The sequence below is a fragment of the Arthrobacter sp. 2MCAF15 genome (assembly GCF_052115605.1).
Classification (GTDB): domain Bacteria; phylum Actinomycetota; class Actinomycetes; order Actinomycetales; family Micrococcaceae; genus Arthrobacter.
The window spans coordinates 85,293-104,772 of record NZ_JBFRGZ010000004.1 but is presented as its reverse complement, the minus strand read 5'-3'; the positions used below and the strand labels follow the sequence as shown (position 1 = coordinate 104,772).

Genomic DNA, 19,480 nt, shown 5'->3' with positions numbered 1-19,480 from the left:
CGAAGAGTCTAACGCGCCTGGTACCGTCTACCGGCCGGCCGTGAGGTCCATCACTTCGCCGAGGATCCGCGCGCCCTCCCTAAAGGCACCCGGGTTGGCTCCGGCGTAGTTGAGTCGAATGAACGGCCCCGCTGGCTCGGCCGGGAACCATTCGGTGCCGGCGGCGATGATGACGCCGGCGGCCTCGCAGTCGCGGACGAGCCGGTCGACGTCGGTCCCGTCCGGCAGGCGCGCCCAGAGGTTCAGCCCGCCCCTGGGGAGGTGCTCGACGTGGGCCAGGGGCGCAAGCTCCCGCAGGCTGCTGACCAGCAGGTCCCGTCGGGCCTGGAGCTGGTGGCGCAGTCCGCGCAGGTGGGTCTGCCACCCCGGCTGCGTCACGACGTCGAGGGCGGCCGCCTGGAGTACACCGCTGACATACATCGACTCGGCTCCCCGGGCGGCCAGAATGCGCTCACGTGCCGGGCCGCGGGCGATTACCGCAGCGATGCGGATGCCCGGCGACACGCTCTTGGTCAGCGAGCGAATGTAGACCACATGGCCGGAATCGTCGCGGGCGGCCACGGGCGCGGCATCGGTGGTGATGCCGAAGTCATGCGCCCAATCGTCTTCAACAAGGAACGCCCCGTGGGAGCGGACCACTTCCAGCACCTGCTCAGCCACACGCGCCGTCCATTGCGCGCCGGTGGGGTTCGCGTAGTTGGGCTGGGCGTAGAAGAGCCGGGCTCCGGTCTCCTCGAAGGCACGGGCCAGCGCGTCGGGGTCCGGTCCCTCGGGGCCGCTGGGCACCGGAATAACCCTGACGCCGGCCTGGGTCGCCGCCAGGATGGCGCCCCAGTATGTCGGGGATTCCACCAGCATTGGCTGCCCGCTGCCCACGAGTGCCCGGAACACGGAACTGAGCCCGCTCTGGCTGCCGGGCAGCACAATCACGTCGCTTGGTGTTGGTGGCGCCACCCCGGCCGGGGTGGCATCGCGGAGTTCGTGCGCAAACCAGGACTGCAGGTCCGGCAGCCCGGCCACGGGCGGGCAGGATATTGCCGCCTCGCTGCGGGCCGCCCGGGTCAGGGCCGCCCGCACCAAGCGCTCCGGAAGGAGCTCCCGGTCCGGGTAGCCCGAGTGGAAGGCGATGACGTCGTTCGGCGCGGTGCGCATCGCCGCCGATACGGGCCTGAGCGGCGCCTGGGGTGAGCCCAGCGCGGACGTCTGCCAGCCGTAGTCCGCCGGCCGGGCGGTTCGGACGGACCGCACAAAGGTTCCGACGCCGGGACGGCTCTCGATCAGGCCCTGCGCGGCGAGCGTGCGGAGCACCTTCTGCACCGTCACGGGACTGGCCTGGTACTCGGCAACCAAGGACCGCGTGGACGGCAGCCGGGCGCCGGGTGCGGCCCCTGAAATCCACCCCCGGAGCCGAGTCAGCATTTGCGAGGTGCTATCGTTATTCATGAGAGACAATAGTAGCGCTACTACGGTTATTGACCAACCGATATCCTCCCGGCCGGCAACCGGCATGTGGTGGGGGCTCCTCGGCGTCGCGGCCTTCTCCTTCACGGTTCCGTTCACCCGGGTGGCGGTTGCCGGACTGTCTCCGCTTTTCATCGGTTCGGGCCGGGCCGTCGTCGCCGCCATTCTCGCGGCGTGTGCCCTCGCCCTGACCCGGCAGCGCCCGCCCCGCGGCGCGCAGTGGGCGCGCGTCGCCGTCGTCGCCGCCGGAGTGGTTGTCGGATTCCCGCTGCTGACCTCCTTCGCCCTCGCCTCCGTTCCCGCCAGCCACGGCGCCGTCGTCATAGCGCTACTCCCGGCGGCGACGGCAGTGATGGCAGTCCTTCGCGGCCACGAACGCCCGTCCGTCACGCTTTGGATCATCACCGGCGTCGGAGCGGTTGCGGCCATTGGGTTCGCGTCCGCGCAGTCGGGCGGCATTGGAGAACTGCACCAGGCGGACCCGCTGCTCTTCGGTGCCGTGGCGGCCGCGGCGGTCGGCTACGCCGAAGGCGGCAAGCTGGCCCGCGAACTGGGCGCCTGGCAGACCGTCTCGTGGGCACTGGTTCTCGCCTCTCCCCTCATGGTGGGACTCGTGGTCTTCTCCACGGCCGGGCAGCCGCCAGCCGGCACTCCTGTGCAATGGGCGGCCTTCGCGTACCTTGGGGTCGTGAGCATGTTCCTCGGCTTCTTCGCCTGGTACCAGGGCCTCGCCATCGGCCCCATGGCACAGGTTAGCCAGATCCAACTCGTCCAGCCCGTGCTGAGCATCGGCTGGGCCGGACTGATCCTGGGCGAGGAGCTGACCTGGACCACCATCGTCGGCGGCGCCGCGGTGGTTCTCTGCGCCGGCCTGGCCGTCCGTTCACGGTCCGCGCCGCAAAGGGCCAAGGCGGTGACGGGCGTGGCGGCAAAACAGTCCCGCTGACTCAAACTCCGCCCCGCGCTGCAACACCGCAGCCCGAGCCGAATGGAGGATCCCCGTGTACATTCCCGCACATTTCGCCGCCGGCCCCGATTCCGTCCAGCAGCTGCTCCGCCGTCCGGCCGCCGCCAACCTGATCACAGCGACCCCGAAAGGCATCCTGGCCACGCTCATTCCCTTTGTGTTCGACCCGACGTCCGGTGAACACGGTGCGCTGCACGGGCACCTCGCCCGCAACAACCCCCAATGCACCGAGCCTGCCGCCGGAGAATCCCTGGCCATCATCCAGGGCGCGGACGCCTACATCTCGCCGACGTGGTATCCATCGAAGGCAGAGCACGGACGCGTCGTTCCGACGTGGAACTATTCCACCGCCCATGTGTACGGCAACCTCGTCATCCACGACGATCCGGACTGGCTCGCCGGCCACGTACGGCAGCTGAGCGACCACAATGAAGCCGGCTCGGTGCGGCCCTGGAGTGTCGATGATGCGCCCGAGCGCTACATTGCCGGCCAACTGCGGGCGATCGTCGGCGTCGAACTTCTCATCACCCGGATCGAGGCCAAGAACAAGCTCAGCCAGAACCGGCCCGACGCCGACATTGACGGCGTGGTGGCAGGGCTGCGGGCCCGCGGGCAGACGGAAAGCGCCGCCGACGTCGAATCGGCCCGCGAGGTCCGCGACCAGCCGCGATGCCCCCACTCCGACGCCTCGGCCCTGCCACCGGACTGAGCCAGGGCCGGGCACACACATTTTCAGCGCCTTCAGTCCTATCGTTTTCGCTAGGTTTTCGTACCGGTGACACGCAATAGGTCCGGCGCTACGGTTATCCGCGCAGCGCCGGACCTTTTCCGCGTCACGCGTCCGTTTCCCTAGCGGAACCCCTCCAGGCCCCCATCCCCGCCCCGCCAAGGTCACGCCGGCGCCGAAAGCACTGTCCTGAACTGCCCTCTTGTGAACTCTTCTGAAAACGTTTACAGTAATCGGTGCCGGAGTGGTTTGCTTCACAGCCGGCGCCCCAAGACGGTCCGGGAGGGGCCGGAACAGCAGACCCGGCAGACTCAAAGGAGAGCGCATCCGTGGCAAACATCCATGACGTGGCCAAGCTCGCCGGCGTCTCAATCGCCACCGTGTCCCGCATGCTGGCGGGCGAGAACGTTCGCAGCGCCGAGGCCATCCGCCAGGCCATCAGCGACCTCGGCTACCGGCCAAACGCCAGCGCGCGCGGGCTGCGCCTGGGCAAGCATCACTGCATCGCGGTGATTGTCCCGGACATCTCCAACCCGTACTTCGCCGCGCTGGTCCGCGGCATCGAGGAACGGGTCATGACCCGGGGATTCCGCATTATCGTGGCCAGCAGCGATGAGCAGTTCAGCGCGGAATCGGAACTGCTGGGCAACCTGGTCGACGCCGTCGACGCCGTCGCGATCGTTCCGGCGGAGGAAGGCGACCGGACCCGCCGGTTGCTGGCCGACCTCAACAAACCGGTGGTCCTGATCGACCGGTCCGTGGGCGAGGAGCCCGGCTTCGACCTCGTGCACGTGGACAACGCGAGCGGGGCCAAGGCGGCCGCGGACTACCTCCTGTCACTCGGCCACCGGCGGATCGGCATCATCAGCGGCCGGCAGGACACCGTTCCCGGCCGCGCACGGCACCAGGCCTTTCTGGAGACCCTCGCGGCCGCAGGCATCACTGTCCCGGCCGAGGCCATCAAGATCGGCGAATTCAGCAGGGACTTCGGCCGCCGTGCAGCCCAGGAAATGATCGGGCAGGGTTTGATCGGGCACGGTTTGGTCGGGCAGGGCCCGACCAGCCAGAAGCGGCCCGACGGGCCTGCCGGGATCACGGCCGTGTTTGCCGCCAACAACACCATGGCCCAGGGAGCCCTGCTGTACTTCCACGCCGCCGGAGTGTCCATTCCCGGAGACCTCTCCTTCATCTGCTTTGACGACTTTGAACTTGCGGAACTGCTGCCGGCGCCCGTCACCGTCATCTCCCGGCCCGCCATCGCCGAGGGCCATGCCGCCGCAGATCTCCTCCTGCGGCGGATTGAACACTTCGGCAGCGCCCATCAGCCCCCGCTCGGGCACAAAGTCCTGCCGGTCAGCCTGATCATCCGGCAATCCTGCGCGGCTCCGGCCGCCAACTGACTCCCACCTCAACCACAGCCCTTTAAGGAACCCCATGACTACAGCTATGCCCGGAATCGGGAATGTAATGGTGATCGGCAGCATCACCTGTGACCTGACCAGTTTCAGCGACCGCCTGCCGCAGCCGGGCGAAACCGTGCTCGGCAACGCTTTCACCATGGTCCTCGGCGGCAAAGGCGCCAACCAGGCGCTGGCCGCGGCACGCGCCGGCAGCCACGTGTCCCTTGTCGGTTGCGTGGGCGATGACGCGTTCAGCGGGCTCGTGCTCGGCACCCTCGCCGAGGAAAGCATCGACACCAGGCATGTGCTCAAGACCGAAGGCCCCACCGGAATCGCCCACATCCGCGTCGACGCCTCGGCGGAAAACGACATCGTGATGATCCCGCTGGCCAACGCCCGGCTGAGCCCCGAACACATCCGTCAGTCCCTGGCCAGCGCCGCGCAATCCGCCGCCGTCGCGCTCATCCAGCTGGAGATCCCGCACGAATCCGCCCTGGAGGCGGCTCGCCAATGCAAGGCACGCGGCATCACAGTCATCCTGGACCCGGCTCCGGCCCCAGCGGGGGCACTGGACCCGGACTTCTGGCCCAACGTGGACATCGTCACCCCCAACGAGACGGAGGCGCGGCTCATTACCGGGATCACCGTCACTGACCAGGAATCGGCCGTCGCCGCCGGGCGCTGGTTCACGGACCGCGGGGTGCAGCGGGCCGTCGTCACCCTGGCCGGCGCAGGCGCCGTCGTCGTCGAACGGACGTCCCCCGAGGGCACAGCCGTGAGCGTGCAGGAACCCTTCCCCGTGACCGCGGTGGACACCACGGCCGCGGGCGACGCCTTTGCAGGGGTGCTGGGCAGCGCGCTGGCCGAAGGACTGGACTGGGACCAGTCGCTGCGCCGTGCCATGGCCGGCGGCGCGCTGGCCGTCACGGTCGCCGGCGCGAGCCCGAGCCTGCCGCAGCGCGCAGCCATTGCCGCCTTCCTCGAACGGCAGCCGGCCGCCGCACGCTAGCCGCAGTCCCCCACACAGAAGTCCCATCCCTCCTCAACGCAGCGGAGCAACTATGCGCAAGAACAGCGGTACCCTCAACGCGGCCCTCTCCCGGGTCATCTCCGAACTGGGCCACACCGACGAGCTCGTCGTGACCGACGCCGGCCTGCCGATCCCGGCCGGCGTCGAACGGATCGACCTCGCCCTGACGGAAAACGTCCCGCGGTTCCTGGAATGCCTGGACGTCGTCCTGGCCGAAGTCCAGGCCGAGGGCGCCATCGCGGCCGCCGAGATCGCCGAGCACAGCCCGGACCTCCTCGAGGCCCTAAAGGAACGCCTCGGCAGGCACGGCATCCCGCTTGAACTGGTCCCTCACACGGCCTTCAAACAGCGGAGCAAGTCGTCCAAGGCCGCCGTCCGGTCCGGCGAATTCACCCCGTACGCCAACGTGATCCTCGTGGCAGGGGTGGTGTACTGACATGACGGTCACCCTCAGCGGCATCACCAAGTCTTTCGGGCCGAACCGTGTGCTCCGCGGCGTCGACCTCAGCATCGCAGCCGGCGAAATCGTGTCCCTGGTCGGCGAAAACGGGGCCGGCAAATCCACCCTGACCCGGATCATCGCCGGGGCCTACCAGCCCGACTCCGGTGAGCTCTCCATCGACGGCGAGCTGCGGAAGTTCAGCGGCCCGCAAGACGCCATGGCGGCCGGCATCCAGGTCATCTACCAGGAACTGAAGAACAACCTCTTCCCGCAGCTGGATGTCGCCTCCAACCTCTTTGCCCACGACGGCACCGGCGAGTTCGGCAAACTGTTCGTCAACAAGGACAAGATGCACGCCCGAGCCGCCGAGCTGCTCAGCCAGGTGGGGATCGACGTCGACACCCGCCTTCCCGTCGGGAAGCTCAGCTTCGGCCAGCAGCAGCTGGTACAGCTGGCCCGCTGCCTCAACCACTCGGTGAAGCTGCTCATCCTCGACGAACCCACCGCGGCCCTGGACGACCGGGAGTCCGAACTCCTGTTCGCCCAGGTGCGCAAGATCCAGGCCGCCGGCGTCGCCGTCATCTACATCAGCCACCGGCTCCCCGAAGTCTTCGCCCTGTCCGACCGCATCGTGGTGATGCGCGACGGCCGGGTGTCCACGACCGGAACCGCGGCCGAACTGACCGAGGCCGGCGTCGTGGCCGCCATGGTGGGCGGCGAGGTGGAGAACTTCTACCCCAAGGAACACCACGCCACGGACCGCGTCCGGCTCGAGGTCCAGGACCTGGAATCGGCCGGCGTCAACGGCGTGTCCTTCAAAGTCCATGCCGGCGAAGTGCTCGGCATCGGCGGCGTCATGGGCAGCGGCAAGGGAGAGGTCCTGCGGGCCCTGTTCGGACTCGAGAACGCCGCCGGATCCGTCAGCATCGACGGCAAGCCGCTCGCCCTGAAATCTCCGCGGCACGCCATCAGCGCCGGAGTCGCCTATTTGACCCCGGACCGGCAGGCGGAGGGCCTCACCCTTGCCCAGCCGATCTCGCACAACGAGTCCCTGGCCACGCTCGGCGCGATCACCCGGAACGGGATTGTGGCCCTGAAGCGCGAACGGGACCGGTGCCAGGAGATCTCCGCGCGCCTCAGCGTCAAATGCACCAGCGTGGACGACGCCGTCGGAACCCTGTCCGGCGGCAACCAGCAGAAGGTCCTCCTGGCCCGCTGCCTGCTGAGCAACCCGGCGATCCTGCTGATGGAAGAACCCACCCGCGGCGTGGATGTGGGCGCCAAGGCCGAGATCTACTCCATCATCAACGACGTCGCCGCCCAGGGCGTCGCCGTCGTCCTGGTCTCATCAGACCTGCCCGAACTAGTCGAAATGTCGGACCGGGTGCTGGTCATGCGCGGAGGCAGCATCAACGCTGAACTGACCTCCGACGCCCTGACCCAGCAGTCCGTCCTGGAACACGCAATGGAGACCCTAACCCGATGAAAAAGATATCCCTCTTCAACGACCAGTTGCGCGCGGTCTGGATGCTCGCGTTCGTGGCCATAGCGCTCGTCTTTGCCACGCCGCTGTTCCTGCAACCGTCCAACATGCTCAACGTCCTGCTGACGGCCGCCGTCGTCGCCCTGATCGCGGCCGGGCAGACCTACGTGATCATCCTCGCCGAGATCGATCTCTCCGTCGGCGCGGTCCTGGGCTTCAGCGCGATCACCACCGCCACGGTCATCAGCCAATACGGTCCCGTTGCCGGGCTGGCCGCGGGCCTCGCCATCGGCGCGCTGGCGGGCCTGATTAACGGGCTGCTTGTCACCAAAGCCAAGATGCCCTCGTTCATCGCCACCCTGGCCACGATGTCCATCTTCGCCGGGCTGACGCTGCAGTTCTCGCAGGGCAACCCGGTGAAGGTCACCGACGCGATGTTCCTGGCCCTGGGGCAGGGCAACCTCCTCGGCATACCCACACCCATCTGGATCATGCTGGTCCTCGGTGTGCTGTTCGGCTACATTCTGGCCCGCACCCGGTACGGCCGTGAGCTGTACGCCACCGGCGACAACGCCGACGCCGCACGACTGGCCGGCATCAGCACCGACCGGGTCAAGATCGTCGCGTTCATGATCTCCGGCGTCCTCGCCGCCACCGCCGGCTTCATCCTCACGGCACGGCTCGGCACGGCCCAGCCCACCGCGGGAACCGGCCTCGAGCTCGCCGCCATCGCCGCGGTGATCATCGGCGGAACCAGCCTCTCCGGCGGACGCGGTGCACTGCTGGGCACCCTGGTCGGCGCCGTCCTGCTGGCAATGATCGACAACGGCCTCAACCTGCTCAACGTCTCCCCGTTCCTGCAGAGCGTCGTCAAGGGCGCCGTGATCCTGCTGGCCGTGTTCGTGGACCGGAACTCCGGGGTCCTGATGCGCATCTTCCGGGCCTCCCCCGCAAAGGCGGCAGCACCGACAGCAGCATCGACGACGGCGGCCGGAACCGGCGCGTCCGCCCCGGCGCCGCTTCTTCCGAAGGTTGCCATGCTCGCCGTGGTGGGCCTGCTGGTGGTCGGTGCCGGCATCACCACGGCCGTCCGCGGCGCGGACTCCGGAAGCGCGGGAGCGCAGCAGAAATCGGCCACACTGGTCATCTCCACGCTCAACAACCCGTTCTTCGTCTCGGTCGGCGACGGCGCCAAGGACCAGGCGGCCAAGCTGGGCGTGACCCTGGACGTGCAGAACGCCAACAATAACGACACTTCCTCGCTCAACCAGGCCACCACCGCGCTGGTGAAGAAGCCCGGCGTGCTGCTCCTGGACCCCACCTCGAGCGAGGCAGGCGGATCGATTACCGTCAAGGCCAACCAGGCCGATGTGCCCGTGGTCGCCTTCGACCGCGTTCCGGATCAGGGCAAGCTGGCCGCCTTCATCGGCTATGACGCCGTCCAGGCCGGCAAGAACGGCGCCAAGGCGCTCTGCGAGGCTGTCGGCGGCTCCGGCAAGGTGGCCGAACTGCAGGGCCTGCTCGGCACCAGCGTGGCGCGGGACCGGTCCGAGGGTTTCAAGGCCGGAATGAAGGAATGCCCCGGCGTTGACGTTGTGGCAGTGCAGTCCGCGGACTTCGACCGCGGCAAGGCCCTGGACGTCACCACCAACATCCTCCAAGCCAATCCGGGCATCACCGGCATCTATGGTGCCAACGACGAAATGGCGCTCGGGGCGGTGGCTGCCGCGAAGTCCCGGGGCCTGCTGTCCTCGATCAAGATCGTCGGAAACGATGGCATCGGGGACGCCCTGGCGGCCGTGAAGAGCGGCGAAATGTACGCCACGAACGCCGAGTCGCCGTTCGCCCTCGGCCAGGAAGTCGCCAAGATCGGCCATGCCGTTGCCACCGGCGAAAAAGTCGAGGAGTCCCGGGTCCTTCAGGGCCGGCTCGTGACCGGCAGCGGAGTGGAGAAGTTCTGCTCCTACCTGCGCGGCATCGGCGACCTCGCCACTTGCAAGTAACCCCTCAGATCCAAGGAGAATCATGAATGAACTGCATGCGGCCGGCCTGGCCGCGATCGTGGACCACACCTTCCTGCAATCCACGGGAACCCGCGCCGAGGCTGAGCACGCTGCCGCCGAGGCAGCCCGGCTGGGCGCCTACTCCGTGTGCGTCTCGCCGTCGATGCTTCCGCTGCCCGCGGCCGGCATACGGGTCACCGCCGTGTGCGGGTTCCCTTCGGGCAAGCACCACAGCAGCGTCAAGGCCGCCGAAGCCCGCGAGGCCGTGCGCAGCGGAGCCGACGAGATCGACATGGTCATCGACGTCGGCGCCGTCCGGGCCGGCGACTACGACGCCGTCGAACGGGACATCGCCGCCGTCCGCGAGGCCGTTCCGGCCCCCACGGTGCTCAAGGTGATCCTGGAAACGGCGGCGCTGACCGATGAGCAGATCGTGCGTTGCTGTGCGGCCGCCGAAAGCAGCGGAGCCGACTTCGTGAAGACCTCCACCGGCTTCCACCCCGACGGCGGCGCCACGGTGCACGCGGTGGAACTGATGGCACGGGCCGTTGCCCCGCGCCTGGGCGTCAAAGCCTCCGGCGGAATCCGCGACTGGGCCACCGCGCAGGCCATGATCGCCGCCGGCGCCACCCGGCTGGGGCTCTCAGGCACCGAGGACGTCCTCAGCGGCGGACGCAGCACCGGTTACTGAGCGCACGGGCCAATGCCGCGGTCCGGGCTCTGCAGCCTGGGCCGCGGCAGGGATCAGCTTCTAACCCTGGCGCAGCCCGAGTGTGTTGCCGTCAGGATCACGGAACCACGCACCCCTAGCGGGGCCGAGCTGCGCGATGTGGCCCGTGGTCGCCAAGGGCCCTTCGGTATAGTCCAGGAATTCGACGCCCCTGGCGCTCAGGTCCTGGACCACGGCCTCGATATCCTCCACCTCGAAGTGCGCTTGGGTGTGCTCCGTGGCGACGGGCGGGCGCTTGAAAATTGATATTTCGCTGGCGGTTCCGCAGCGGTACCGTACGCCCACAGGGGTTTCCCACAAGAATGTCAGGCCGAGGGTTTCGCCGTAGAACGCCTTCGCCCGTTCCAGGTCCGTGACCGGAATTGTGGCAACAACCATCGTGGCAGAAATCATCAGATGCCTCCTCGGTAGACCCACCCGATCGGTGCGGGCGGTCCGTCGCGCCGGGAACCCGGGAGCCGGAACTGGGAACCGGGTCACCGCGCTTGTCCAGGGATCGTCGCACCGTTCACCGGCACCTGGACAGGGTCTTCGGGCCTTCGTCGCAGCCCTTTTCGCTGCGCTTTCCCGTTGCCGACACGCAAAACGCCTGGCGCTACGGGAATACCAGCAGCGCCAGAGAATCTCCGCGTCATCCGTGCGCGTCCGTAGCGGAACCCCACGACTGCCCCCTCATGACGGCGCGTGATGGGCATCGGCACAGCAACGCGTTTCGACCTTGTGCATTCACGCTGGCAGGTCCTTACTGGTGGGAGGTTGGGCGGCAGGCGCTCTAACCGCTGGACCTGGATCTAGGAGGCCAACATGTTCGCTCGCGTCAGCACGTACCAGCCCGGCCCGGACAGCTCCGGGGCACCCTCAGATGACACCGTCAACCGGGTGCTCCAACTGCCGGGATGTCTGGGCATCTATTACTTGCTTGGGAAGGACAACAAGTCACTGTCTATCACGCTGTGGGAGGACGCGGACGCCCTTGCCGGCAGCGAGCACGCTGCCGGCAAGATCCGCGCCGAGACCAGCGCGGAGCAGCACATGCAGATCCTGGGCGTCGAGGAATTCGAAGTCCTCACCAAGCACCTCAAGGGTTAAGGGTCAGGCGTCATCCATCGCCAGGGAGGATCGGCGGAAATCGGTGCGCCACACGTCCAGGTCGACTCCGTCGCCGTCAGTAAGGACGTATTCGGGCCAGCGATCGAATGCGGAGCAGGGATGGGATATCCCGAAATCCACCGTGTCGGTGACCTCCAGCCCGGTCGCGTCGGTGAGGACTGCGTGGTGGTCGTAGAGATTGCGCACCGCCGCGGCGGCGCCGTTCTTTGTGGCACCGTCCGCTGTCCGTGCCGACAGGAAGACCGGCAGTCCGGCGTCGTACGGAAGATCCCGTTTGCCGGCCCCCACAACCGCCATACCGGGTTCAGGGGTAGACACGACGACGGCGCGAACAGAAAGCGCCGGGATGAGTCCCGGGACGGGGCTGACGGCGGCGTAGGTTCCGTGATCGTGCGTGACGTAGCAACCGGATCGGAGAATGATCCGTGTTCCGGGGACCTGGCCGGCGTCGGGAAGGAACTCCACCACCCGGTCAGGGAACGCGGATCCGCCCATTGAATAGATGGGAGTGGCGGTCTCGAAGAACGCCGCCGCGGCCAGATAGATGTCTCGCACCAGTTGGCAATGCCGGTCCACCGCCGCGACCGTCTCCTCAGCCCGGCTGTTTGGCACCACGCCCTCGTAGCCGGCGACCCCCACCAGCCTCAGGCCTGGCGTGGCACGGACCAACTCAGCCAGCAGCAGACCGTCGTCCAGGCTCCGCACCCCTGTGCGCCCGCCGGGTGTTCCGACGTCGATCAGCACCTCAAGGGCGGTGGCACCGCCGTCGAAAACTTCCCCCGCCGTCCTGATCCCGGCCGCCGAGTCGACGAAGCAGCGGATCTCCCGTGCAGGGTCTTCCTCCAGCCACGTGCGGACACGGGTCAGTCCGAATTTGTCGACGATCTCGTTGGCGACCAGAACGTTGCTATGTCCCCACGTCAGTGCCGAGGCGACTTGATCCACGGTGGCGACGGTGACGCCGACGGCGCCCGCGGCCAGTTGCCGCTCGATGATCGGTGCCGACATGGTTGTCTTCACGTGCGGGGCGAGATCCACGCCCCGGTCCCGGCACCACGCCGCCATGACCCGGATATTGTTCTCGAGGGCCTCGTTGTTGAGCCGCAGCTGGGGATACGCCGGGCCCGTGACAATCCTGACCGCGAATTCGCCCTCGGCTCCGTCTTGGCTCTCGATCAGCTTGCCCACGCCACTCCCCTGTTCCTAAGTCCCAAAAGTTTCTGCACTGATTGCTTCAACACTGGGACAAATCTACTGGAGCGCCAGCGCACGGGTGGACTCGGCCAGTTGCCTGCGAAGGAGAAGCGGTGTCACACTCGGGCCATGGTCCCGCGGATTCAGAGGAGACTGCGCGAGTGACATGAGCCCTGCACCGACTGACTTGCTTCACTTCACCGAGCACGGCTCGGGCAAGCCTTTGCTGCTCATACACGGGTTGATGGTCACCGGCGAGATGTTCGGCCCAGTGGTCGAGGCTCTCGCCGCCCGGCATCGGGTGATCATTCCGGACCTGCGCGGGCACGGGCGGAGCCGGGGACTTCCGCCTCCGTACACGGCCACGCAGCTGGCGGCGGACCTGGCCCGCTTGCTGGATCATCTCGCCATCGACTCCACGGCCGTCCTTGGCTACTCGCACGGGGGCGCCATCGCGCAACAACTGGTCCTGCACTATCCCGGGCTCTGCGAGCGCCTCGTGCTCGTGTGCAGCTATGCGTACAACATGGCCACCTGGGGCGAGTGGGTCGAAGGCCATGTGATGCCGCCGGCGCTCCGGGTCATGGGGATGCGCCGGCTGGCCAGGCTGGTAGCCGGCCAGGCGGCCCCACAGCTGGGCAGCGAACGTACCGGCTGGCTGGCCGCGCTCATGGCGGAGCAGGACGCCCAGGCGATGGCATCCGCGTGGAAGGCTGCGATGGCGTTCGACAGCAGGCCCCGGCTGGCCGAAATCGCCTGCCCGACGCTCGTCGTCGCGGCCGCGAACGACCAGGCGGTGCCGTTCCATCACGCGAGGATGCTCCACGCCGGCATCCCCGGTTCCCGCCTGGTGGTGATCGACGCCGCCGACCACGCGCTGATCTGGACGCATCCGGAGGAGCTCGGGCGCGTAGTCGGGGATTTCCTCGGCGCCTGAGTGCGGGCAAGCCCCGGGCGAACTGCCGCTCCGGTCCGGGGCCTATACGTCCAGCGCCGGGTTCCGGTCGAAGAAGCCCACCGGCTTGAGCCAGAACGCAACTGTGTCCGCCGGCATTACAGGCCACTCCTCCGGCCGCGGGATGTGGTGGATGCCGAAGACGTACCAAAGCACGACGTCGGTGTTTTCCACGGACCGGCCCTGCCGCACCCATTCCGGCATTCCCAGTCCGCCTGCTCCTTGGTTCACAAACTCGCCGGCCGGCCAACGTTCGTTGGCATCGTTCGGCGTCACCCATACCGTGTGCCCAATGACCTCGGCGCGCTGGAAAACCGGGGATGCCGGGTCAAAGAATGCGGGGAACGACGCTCCAGGCACCAGCTTGTAGGACACCGGGGTTCCCAGTCCGTTGACTGAATTGTCGTTGGTCACCGTCCATGCCCGCTGGGTTTCCCAGGAATAGTCGTCGTGCCCCTCGGTCGTGATGGGGGTCTTTTTCTGATGCAGGGCGAGCCCGTACGGATTGTCCGGACCCATCGGGACCATCTCGGTTTCCGAGCGGTAAACCGTGTTGGCCGCACCGTCGATGTCGAGGTCGAGCCGGGCCACCAGGAAGTGTTGATGGAAGGGCGCGTAGGTCCGGTTGTCCACAAGGGTTCCGCTCGGATGCTCCTGGCCCTCGTCAAAATGTGTGACCACCATGATTCCAGTGGCTCTTACTTCGCACTCGATGTTCCCGTCCTGGTAGAAGCGCCAGTAGACCAGGTATTCGTAGTTGGCCACAGTGACATGGAACGAAACCACCAGTCGACGCATGCGGCGCACCTCCATGCCGCCGTCATGGTCCATGTGCTTCCACAGCACCGCCGCGTCCTCTTCATGAATACAGATCGCATTCTTGATGGTGAAGGGCTCCCCGGCCGAATTGTGCATGACCGCGTCCAGATACCTGATCTCTCCGAGACAGTCGCAGCCCAGTTCCAGGGACGTCGTCATGAATCCCAGACCCCATTCGCCGACGTCGAACGCGGTGCGGCGGTAGTGGTCGTCACTCGGGTCCCGGTAGGGAACGGCCATTTCGGCGAAGGACAAGCGGTTCGCAATCGGCCGCTCCCGGCCTCCGTCGCGATACCTCACCCGGTGGATGGTCATGCCTTCGCGGTAGTTGAACCCGATGCGCATGGACCAGTTCTGCCAGCTGACCCTATTGCCGTCAAAACGAAAGGAAACCCCCTCCGGCTGAACAATCTCCAGCGGCTTCAGGGGTTCACGCGTGCTGGCGTTGCGGAGCCGCTCCGGGATCAGCGCCGGGACATATTCCCCCATGATCTCGGGAGGGTCGACCGCAAAAGTGTCCTCGATGTCCAGCAGCTCCATGGAGGCCAGGTCAATGATGCAGTGGAAGCCGTTGACCGGACCTGCATAGGGGTTTGCTCCCGGACGGGCACGGACCCAGGTGTCGGACCAGCCGATCCGGCGGCCCTGGTACTTTTCCGGGACCATTGTCAGGCCGTAGGTCCAAACGTCCATGAACACCAGAGCCAGGTCCGTGATGCCTCGCTTGGCAAGCGCAGCGATCACGCGCGGGTCACTGCGCAGCGCCGCGTCAGCTTCTTCCCACTCGTCCACGGTCATGTTCGCCTGGACCCCCGGGACATGGGTAAAAGAGTCGACGACCCCCCGAGTCAGGGACAGCCGCGCCTGGTAGGTCTTGTTTGAGGACCGTTCGAAGCAGTTCACGCCGACGATGCGATCGGGGGCGGCCGAGTCGGCATCGGCTTCGAAGGCGTCGACGGCGGCCTTGTCCGGTTCGATCAGCTCAATGGCCGCCAGCCGCCAGGCAGGAAATGTGACGCCCTGCTCGCTGGCGAGCATGGCCGCCGCTGCACGGAACTCGTCCGCGCTGAGTGGATCCAGTGGATGAAACGTGGCCGCAATGTTCACTGCGCTCTCCTTCTCCGAGATCTTGTTGCCCTGCTCCGGCAATGAACCCGGAGCCGCTGGACCGTTCGCGGGTCCCTAGTTCGTTTCCTCCCTGATATGCCAGGGAGAGCCATATCCTTCAGGCTCGGGGGCGGCCATCAAATCCAGGAATGGTTTGGCGGGGAAAGCCTCTGGCCCCAGGACGCCTGCCCCTGTCCATGTCCCGCTGGCCAGCAGCTCGAGAGCGATGATCGGGTTGATGGCCGTTTGCCACACAACGCATTGGCTGGCGTAGTTTTCCATCGTCCATGCGTTGTCGGCCACATGGTAAAGGTAGGTACTTCGTGGATTGCCTTCCTTGTCTTTGCCCCGGACCAGGACCCCCGCACATGTCTTGCCCGTGATTTTCGGGCCGAGCGTGGCAGGGTCCGGGAGGCACGCTGCAACGACGTCCCTCGGACTGACCAAGGATCCTTTGACGTTCACCGGTTCGGTGGAGTCGAGACCGAGTTTGTGCAGAACCCGGAGCACCTCGATGAATTCGTTGCCGAGGCCGTACTTGAAATTCACGGTTTTGGCGTCGATCCAGCGCGGCATGAGAAGCACTTCTTCGTGTTCGACATTGACGCATTCGACAGGCCCAATGCCCTCCGGGAAGTCGAAGACCTCGGGCTCGCTGAATGGCTCCGTGGTCCTCCAGCCAAGCTCGGATGAGTACACGACAGGCGGGTTCAGGCACTCCTCAATCGTCGTCCAAATCGAAAACGAAGGGGCAAAGTCGTAACCTTCAACCACCAGGTTGGCCCCGTCCCGGACGGCCAATTCGTCGATCCGGGAAAACAGGAATTCCTGGGCGTAGGCGGCAAAGACATCGGACAGGCCGGGTTCGACACCCATTCCTACCAAGGCCAGGCGGCTGGCGGCTTCCCATTCGCCCGACTGGTCAAATTGCAGATCACCCAGCTTCAGTCCAGGGAGCTGATAGGGCACCTCGGGATGCGGCGTCGACAGCGACATCGCCATATCGAGGTATGTTGCACCGGCCTCCGCCGCCCCTTCGAAGATGGGCATCACGAAGCGGGGATCAACGGCATTGAAGACGTGTGTGATGCGATGCCGGCGTATCGCATCGGCAACCGCCCCCTTGCTCGAAGCGTCCAGGGCCACCGCCTCAAAGCGCTCCCTGAGGCCAGACGGAAGGGACTGAACGACAGATTCGGCACGGGCCACATCGTAGTCCGCGACGACGAATGCTTCGAAGAAGCCACGGCGCGCCGCGATGCCTGCGGCTGCTCCACCCACGCCGCCGGCGCCGATGCACAGGATCCTCATTGGTGTCCTTCAGCTGGGAGCCCCCAGGTGGAAGCCACGGGGTCGGCGGTGAGGTTCTTGGCGGCGCGCCTCATTCGTCCGCGCTCCGGGACAGTGTGCGGCCGCGGAAGAAGTCGGGCTTCCGGATCCACCAGATGCCCATGAGCACGGCCCCCATCAGCAGGCCGCCGATGCCCACCACTGCCTCGGCACCAATACCGAAGATCGTCACGTTGTTGCCATCTGCATCCTGCAGCCAATCGGGCTGGGCGAAGTTGGCCAGCCCGTAGACGAAGACGGCTGCCAGCATGAGGCTGCCTACCAGCGGGAACACCCCGCGCATGATGAAGTTCCGGAAGGACGACGTCAGTGTCTTGCGATAGAACCACACGCAGGCGAGGCCGGTCAGTCCGTAGTAGAACGCGATCATCAGACCGATCGAGCCGATCAGGGCCAGAAGGAGGGACGGGCTGATGAATGTGAAGACGAGGAAGAAGAAGGCGGAGGCGATGCCCATGCCGATGGTGGACCAGGTGGGCGTGAGGAAATTCGGGTGGATCCGCGCGAACTTTTCCGGGATCGCCTTGAAGACCGCCATCGACAGCGAAGTGCGCGCCGTCGGAAGGATGGTCGTTTGGGTCGACGCCGACGCCGACGTCAGGATGGAGAATCCGAGAAGCGTCATGAGGATCGATCCAACCGGGCCCTCGCCGAACAATGTTGGTCCGATGGCGGAGAAGACGTCGGCCGAGTTTTGCGGATTTGCCAGTCCGATTCCCGAGTCGCCGACGCCGGCGAAGGCGACGGCGGCGACGGTCACGATCGCGTAGGTGGCCAGCAGGAGGACGGTGCTGATGATGGCCGCGCGCCCCGGGGTCTTTCCCGGGTCCTTCGTCTCCTCATTCACTGAGACCGCGCTGTCCCAGCCCCAGTAAATGAAGATCGCGGTCAGCATTGCCGGGGCAATGGTCTCGCCGAAGTCGAGTGTGAAGGGATTGAACCAGTCCAGGGACGGGATGAGGGAGTAGGGCTCGGCGGTCCCCGAGTACACCCTTACCAGGGCGAAGACTGCGAAGAAGATCAGGATGAGGATTTCGAATGAGAGCAGCACGTATTGCACACGGGCCGTGAGCTCGATGCCCCGGTAGCAAATCCAGGTCATTATCGCGATCCACGCCAGGCCGGCAATCGTCGTCGCAACGACGTTGCTCGACAGGGCCGCGACCTCCGGCAGCCCGAATCCTCCCACGAACGTGAATGAGTACGCGCCGGCGATCTGGGCCAGGTTGGACATGACCACGATGTCGGCGATGATAATTCCCCATCCACCCATCCAGCCTGTGACCGGACCAAACGCTCGTGAGGCCCATGTAAACGTAGTTCCGCAGTCTGGCTCCGCCTTGTTCAGCTCCTGGTAGGCGACCGCAATGAGGTACATCGGGATGAAGGCGAGTAGGACGATTCCGGGCGCCTTGACACCGGCAAAGATGGTGCCGCCGACGACGATGAATCCCAAGCTCGCCGCAAGGCTGTACGCAGGGGCCGTTGATGCGACTCCCACGACGACACTCGATACGAGACCGAGCGCACCGCCCTTCAGCCCCTTGCTGTCGACCTCTTTGCTCCCGGAATGAACAGTGCTTGCCATCTTGTCTCCCAACCGAGGAACCGGCAGTGCCGGTGAAGCGGAATCCAACCCTTACCCAACGAAAGGCGGGAGACCCGATGGGTAACTACAGCAAATAATCCATCGTCTGCAGATTTACCGCAAGAGGGCGGATTGATCCGGTCCAGGGGCGTGGGGTCCTTCGCTTCCTCGGCGGTCTAGGTGTCTTCTTTCGTGGTCTCCGTGAAGAGGTCACCCTGCGCGGCGCCGGAACCGGACCTGCCGCCGCCCGCGCCGCGCAGGACGAAGGCGATTCCGACGGCGACTACTGCGCCGGTAAGCGGCCCGGCGACATACACCCAGTAGTCGCTGAAATTGAGACTGGCGAGATCAGGCCCGAACGTCCGGGCCGGATTCATCGACGTGCCGGAGATGGGGCTGCCCCACAGGCCCGCCAAGGCAATGTAGGCGCCTACTCCAAACGCCCCCAGCAGACCGACGTTCTGGGCCCCGGAGGCGGTTCCCAGGATGACGCTGACCAGCACCATCGTCAGCAGTGCCTCCATCAAGAACGCGGCGCCGGCCGTATAGTCCGCCGCCGGATAGTTGGAACCGTACGTGGCGGAGACTCCGATCACGGCCTGCAGCAGCAGGCAGGCGAGCGTCGCCCCGATGAGCTGGACAACGATGTAGCCCGGCACCCGTCGCCACGGGAAGTCGCCGCGGAGGGCGAACGCGATGCTGACCGCGGGGTTCAGATGCGCGCCCGAGATCTTGCCCATGAACAGGATGATCCCCATAACCATCAGGCCGGGGGCCACCACGGCCGCGGTACGGCTGATCACACCGGGGAACGCCTGGCTCATCATGCCGCCACCGGCCGCGACAATGACGAGTAGGAATGTGCCATACAGCTCCGAGAACAGCCGCCGCCATTCCTGCCGGGGATCATTAAAATCCTGGATTCGCTGCATGATGTTCTGTTCGAGGACCCCCAGTTCGCTGGCAAGATTGTGCTCTTGCGCCCGGGTCTCACCCGCGCCCACGCGTCCGGTTCCGTCTTGTCCCTGATTTTCCGCCATGGCCCGTCACCTCCGCCGATTCTGGCATCGTGATGGTGCCGCACCCAGAGCGGGCCGGCACCTGAGACCCTCAA

At 66.3% G+C, this 19,480-nt stretch carries 17 protein-coding genes; 10 read left to right on the top strand and 7 right to left on the bottom strand.

The genetic code is table 11. The annotated features are described in order from the left end of the window. Positions 1-27: 27 nt before the first annotated feature. The gene (locus AB4089_RS06440) at positions 28-1,443 is read right to left on the bottom strand and encodes an aminotransferase-like domain-containing protein (RefSeq protein WP_441408468.1); all 1,416 of its coding nucleotides are present in this window, start codon (positions 1,441-1,443) and stop codon (positions 28-30) included. Here AB4089_RS06440 and AB4089_RS06435 point away from each other — a divergent pair. The 8 genes from AB4089_RS06435 to deoC all read left to right on the top strand — a co-directional run bounded on the left by AB4089_RS06435 (position 1,442) and on the right by deoC (position 10,204). Continuing rightward, on the top strand, positions 1,442-2,407 hold the full coding sequence (locus tag AB4089_RS06435; protein WP_441408467.1) for a DMT family transporter: 966 nt from the start codon (positions 1,442-1,444) through the stop codon (positions 2,405-2,407). The two genes, AB4089_RS06440 and AB4089_RS06435, sit on opposite strands and share 2 nt — an antisense overlap. Before the next feature lie 55 nt (positions 2,408-2,462). Beyond that, the gene (locus AB4089_RS06430) at positions 2,463-3,137 is read left to right on the top strand and encodes an FMN-binding negative transcriptional regulator (RefSeq protein WP_441408466.1); all 675 of its coding nucleotides are present in this window, start codon (positions 2,463-2,465) and stop codon (positions 3,135-3,137) included. Between the two features lie 347 nt (positions 3,138-3,484). Continuing rightward, complete coding sequence (locus AB4089_RS06425) at positions 3,485-4,555, top strand: LacI family DNA-binding transcriptional regulator (RefSeq protein WP_441408465.1); 1,071 nt, start codon at positions 3,485-3,487, stop codon at positions 4,553-4,555. Positions 4,556-4,589: 34 nt separating this feature from the next. Further along, the gene (locus AB4089_RS06420) at positions 4,590-5,564 is read left to right on the top strand and encodes a ribokinase (protein ID WP_441408464.1); all 975 of its coding nucleotides are present in this window, start codon (positions 4,590-4,592) and stop codon (positions 5,562-5,564) included. Between the two features lie 52 nt (positions 5,565-5,616). Further along, positions 5,617-6,021: a D-ribose pyranase gene (gene rbsD / locus AB4089_RS06415; protein ID WP_441408463.1), complete on the top strand. Its 405-nt coding sequence runs from the start codon at positions 5,617-5,619 to the stop codon at positions 6,019-6,021. Position 6,022: 1 nt separating this feature from the next. Further along, entirely contained in the window at positions 6,023-7,513 is a 1,491-nt protein-coding gene (locus tag AB4089_RS06410; RefSeq protein ID WP_441408462.1) for a sugar ABC transporter ATP-binding protein, read from the top strand. Continuing rightward, positions 7,510-9,513: an ABC transporter permease/substrate-binding protein gene (locus tag AB4089_RS06405; RefSeq protein ID WP_441408461.1), complete on the top strand. Its 2,004-nt coding sequence runs from the start codon at positions 7,510-7,512 to the stop codon at positions 9,511-9,513. The genes AB4089_RS06410 and AB4089_RS06405 overlap by 4 nt, the downstream gene beginning before the upstream one ends. Before the next feature lie 22 nt (positions 9,514-9,535). Beyond that, positions 9,536-10,204 carry a deoxyribose-phosphate aldolase gene (deoC, locus tag AB4089_RS06400; protein ID WP_441408460.1) on the top strand — a complete coding sequence of 223 codons (669 nt, stop codon included), beginning with the start codon at positions 9,536-9,538 and terminating at the stop codon, positions 10,202-10,204. A 60-nt stretch (positions 10,205-10,264) separates the two neighbouring features. On the opposite strand, the gene AB4089_RS06395 is transcribed toward deoC, so the two are convergent. Continuing rightward, positions 10,265-10,636, bottom strand: a complete 372-nt coding sequence (locus AB4089_RS06395; protein ID WP_441408459.1) for a VOC family protein — start codon at positions 10,634-10,636, stop codon at positions 10,265-10,267. A 411-nt stretch (positions 10,637-11,047) separates the two neighbouring features. Here AB4089_RS06395 and AB4089_RS06390 point away from each other — a divergent pair, with 411 nt between their 5' ends. Next, the gene (locus AB4089_RS06390; RefSeq protein WP_441408458.1) at positions 11,048-11,332 is read left to right on the top strand and encodes a hypothetical protein; all 285 of its coding nucleotides are present in this window, start codon (positions 11,048-11,050) and stop codon (positions 11,330-11,332) included. 3 nt (positions 11,333-11,335) lie between these two features. On the opposite strand, the gene AB4089_RS06385 is transcribed toward AB4089_RS06390, so the two are convergent. Then, positions 11,336-12,541, bottom strand: a complete 1,206-nt coding sequence (locus tag AB4089_RS06385) for an alanine racemase (protein WP_441408457.1) — start codon at positions 12,539-12,541, stop codon at positions 11,336-11,338. A 172-nt stretch (positions 12,542-12,713) separates the two neighbouring features. Between AB4089_RS06385 and AB4089_RS06380 the strand changes: the two genes are divergently transcribed. Beyond that, positions 12,714-13,484, top strand: a complete 771-nt coding sequence (locus AB4089_RS06380; RefSeq protein WP_441408456.1) for an alpha/beta fold hydrolase — start codon at positions 12,714-12,716, stop codon at positions 13,482-13,484. 42 nt (positions 13,485-13,526) lie between these two features. Here the strand turns inward: AB4089_RS06380 and AB4089_RS06375 are convergent, their stop codons facing one another. The 4 genes from AB4089_RS06375 to AB4089_RS06360 form a co-directional block, all read right to left on the bottom strand. Beyond that, positions 13,527-15,428, bottom strand: coding sequence for a primary-amine oxidase (locus AB4089_RS06375; protein ID WP_441408455.1), 1,902 nt, complete (start codon positions 15,426-15,428; stop codon positions 13,527-13,529). A gap of 75 nt (positions 15,429-15,503) precedes the next feature. Then, entirely contained in the window at positions 15,504-16,739 is a 1,236-nt protein-coding gene (locus AB4089_RS06370) for a saccharopine dehydrogenase family protein (protein ID WP_441408454.1), read from the bottom strand. 70 nt (positions 16,740-16,809) lie between these two features. After that, a complete protein-coding gene (locus AB4089_RS06365; RefSeq protein ID WP_441408453.1) occupies positions 16,810-18,366 on the bottom strand; it encodes an APC family permease in 1,557 nt (518 codons plus the stop codon). Between the two features lie 176 nt (positions 18,367-18,542). Further along, positions 18,543-19,406, bottom strand: coding sequence for an MIP/aquaporin family protein (locus AB4089_RS06360; RefSeq protein WP_441408452.1), 864 nt, complete (start codon positions 19,404-19,406; stop codon positions 18,543-18,545). Positions 19,407-19,480: the final 74 nt, after the last annotated feature.

Bases quoted from the DNA above. Each gene is read 5' to 3' on its own strand.
- AB4089_RS06435 (WP_441408467.1), top strand. From the start codon at position 1,442: ATGAGAGACAATAGTAGCGCTACTACGGTTATTGACCAACCGATATCC.
- AB4089_RS06440 (WP_441408468.1), bottom strand. From the start codon at position 1,443: ATGAATAACGATAGCACCTCGCAAATGCTGACTCGGCTCCGGGGGTGG.
- AB4089_RS06420 (WP_441408464.1), top strand. From the start codon at position 4,590: ATGACTACAGCTATGCCCGGAATCGGGAATGTAATGGTGATCGGCAGC.
- rbsD (WP_441408463.1), top strand. From the start codon at position 5,617: ATGCGCAAGAACAGCGGTACCCTCAACGCGGCCCTCTCCCGGGTCATC.
- AB4089_RS06410 (WP_441408462.1), top strand. From the start codon at position 6,023: ATGACGGTCACCCTCAGCGGCATCACCAAGTCTTTCGGGCCGAACCGT.
- AB4089_RS06405 (WP_441408461.1), top strand. From the start codon at position 7,510: ATGAAAAAGATATCCCTCTTCAACGACCAGTTGCGCGCGGTCTGGATG.
- deoC (WP_441408460.1), top strand. From the start codon at position 9,536: ATGAATGAACTGCATGCGGCCGGCCTGGCCGCGATCGTGGACCACACC.
- AB4089_RS06395 (WP_441408459.1), bottom strand. From the start codon at position 10,636: ATGATTTCTGCCACGATGGTTGTTGCCACAATTCCGGTCACGGACCTG.
- AB4089_RS06390 (WP_441408458.1), top strand. From the start codon at position 11,048: ATGTTCGCTCGCGTCAGCACGTACCAGCCCGGCCCGGACAGCTCCGGG.
- AB4089_RS06380 (WP_441408456.1), top strand. From the start codon at position 12,714: ATGAGCCCTGCACCGACTGACTTGCTTCACTTCACCGAGCACGGCTCG.
- AB4089_RS06370 (WP_441408454.1), bottom strand. From the start codon at position 16,739: ATGAGGATCCTGTGCATCGGCGCCGGCGGCGTGGGTGGAGCAGCCGCA.
- AB4089_RS06365 (WP_441408453.1), bottom strand. From the start codon at position 18,366: ATGGCAAGCACTGTTCATTCCGGGAGCAAAGAGGTCGACAGCAAGGGG.
- AB4089_RS06360 (WP_441408452.1), bottom strand. From the start codon at position 19,406: ATGGCGGAAAATCAGGGACAAGACGGAACCGGACGCGTGGGCGCGGGT.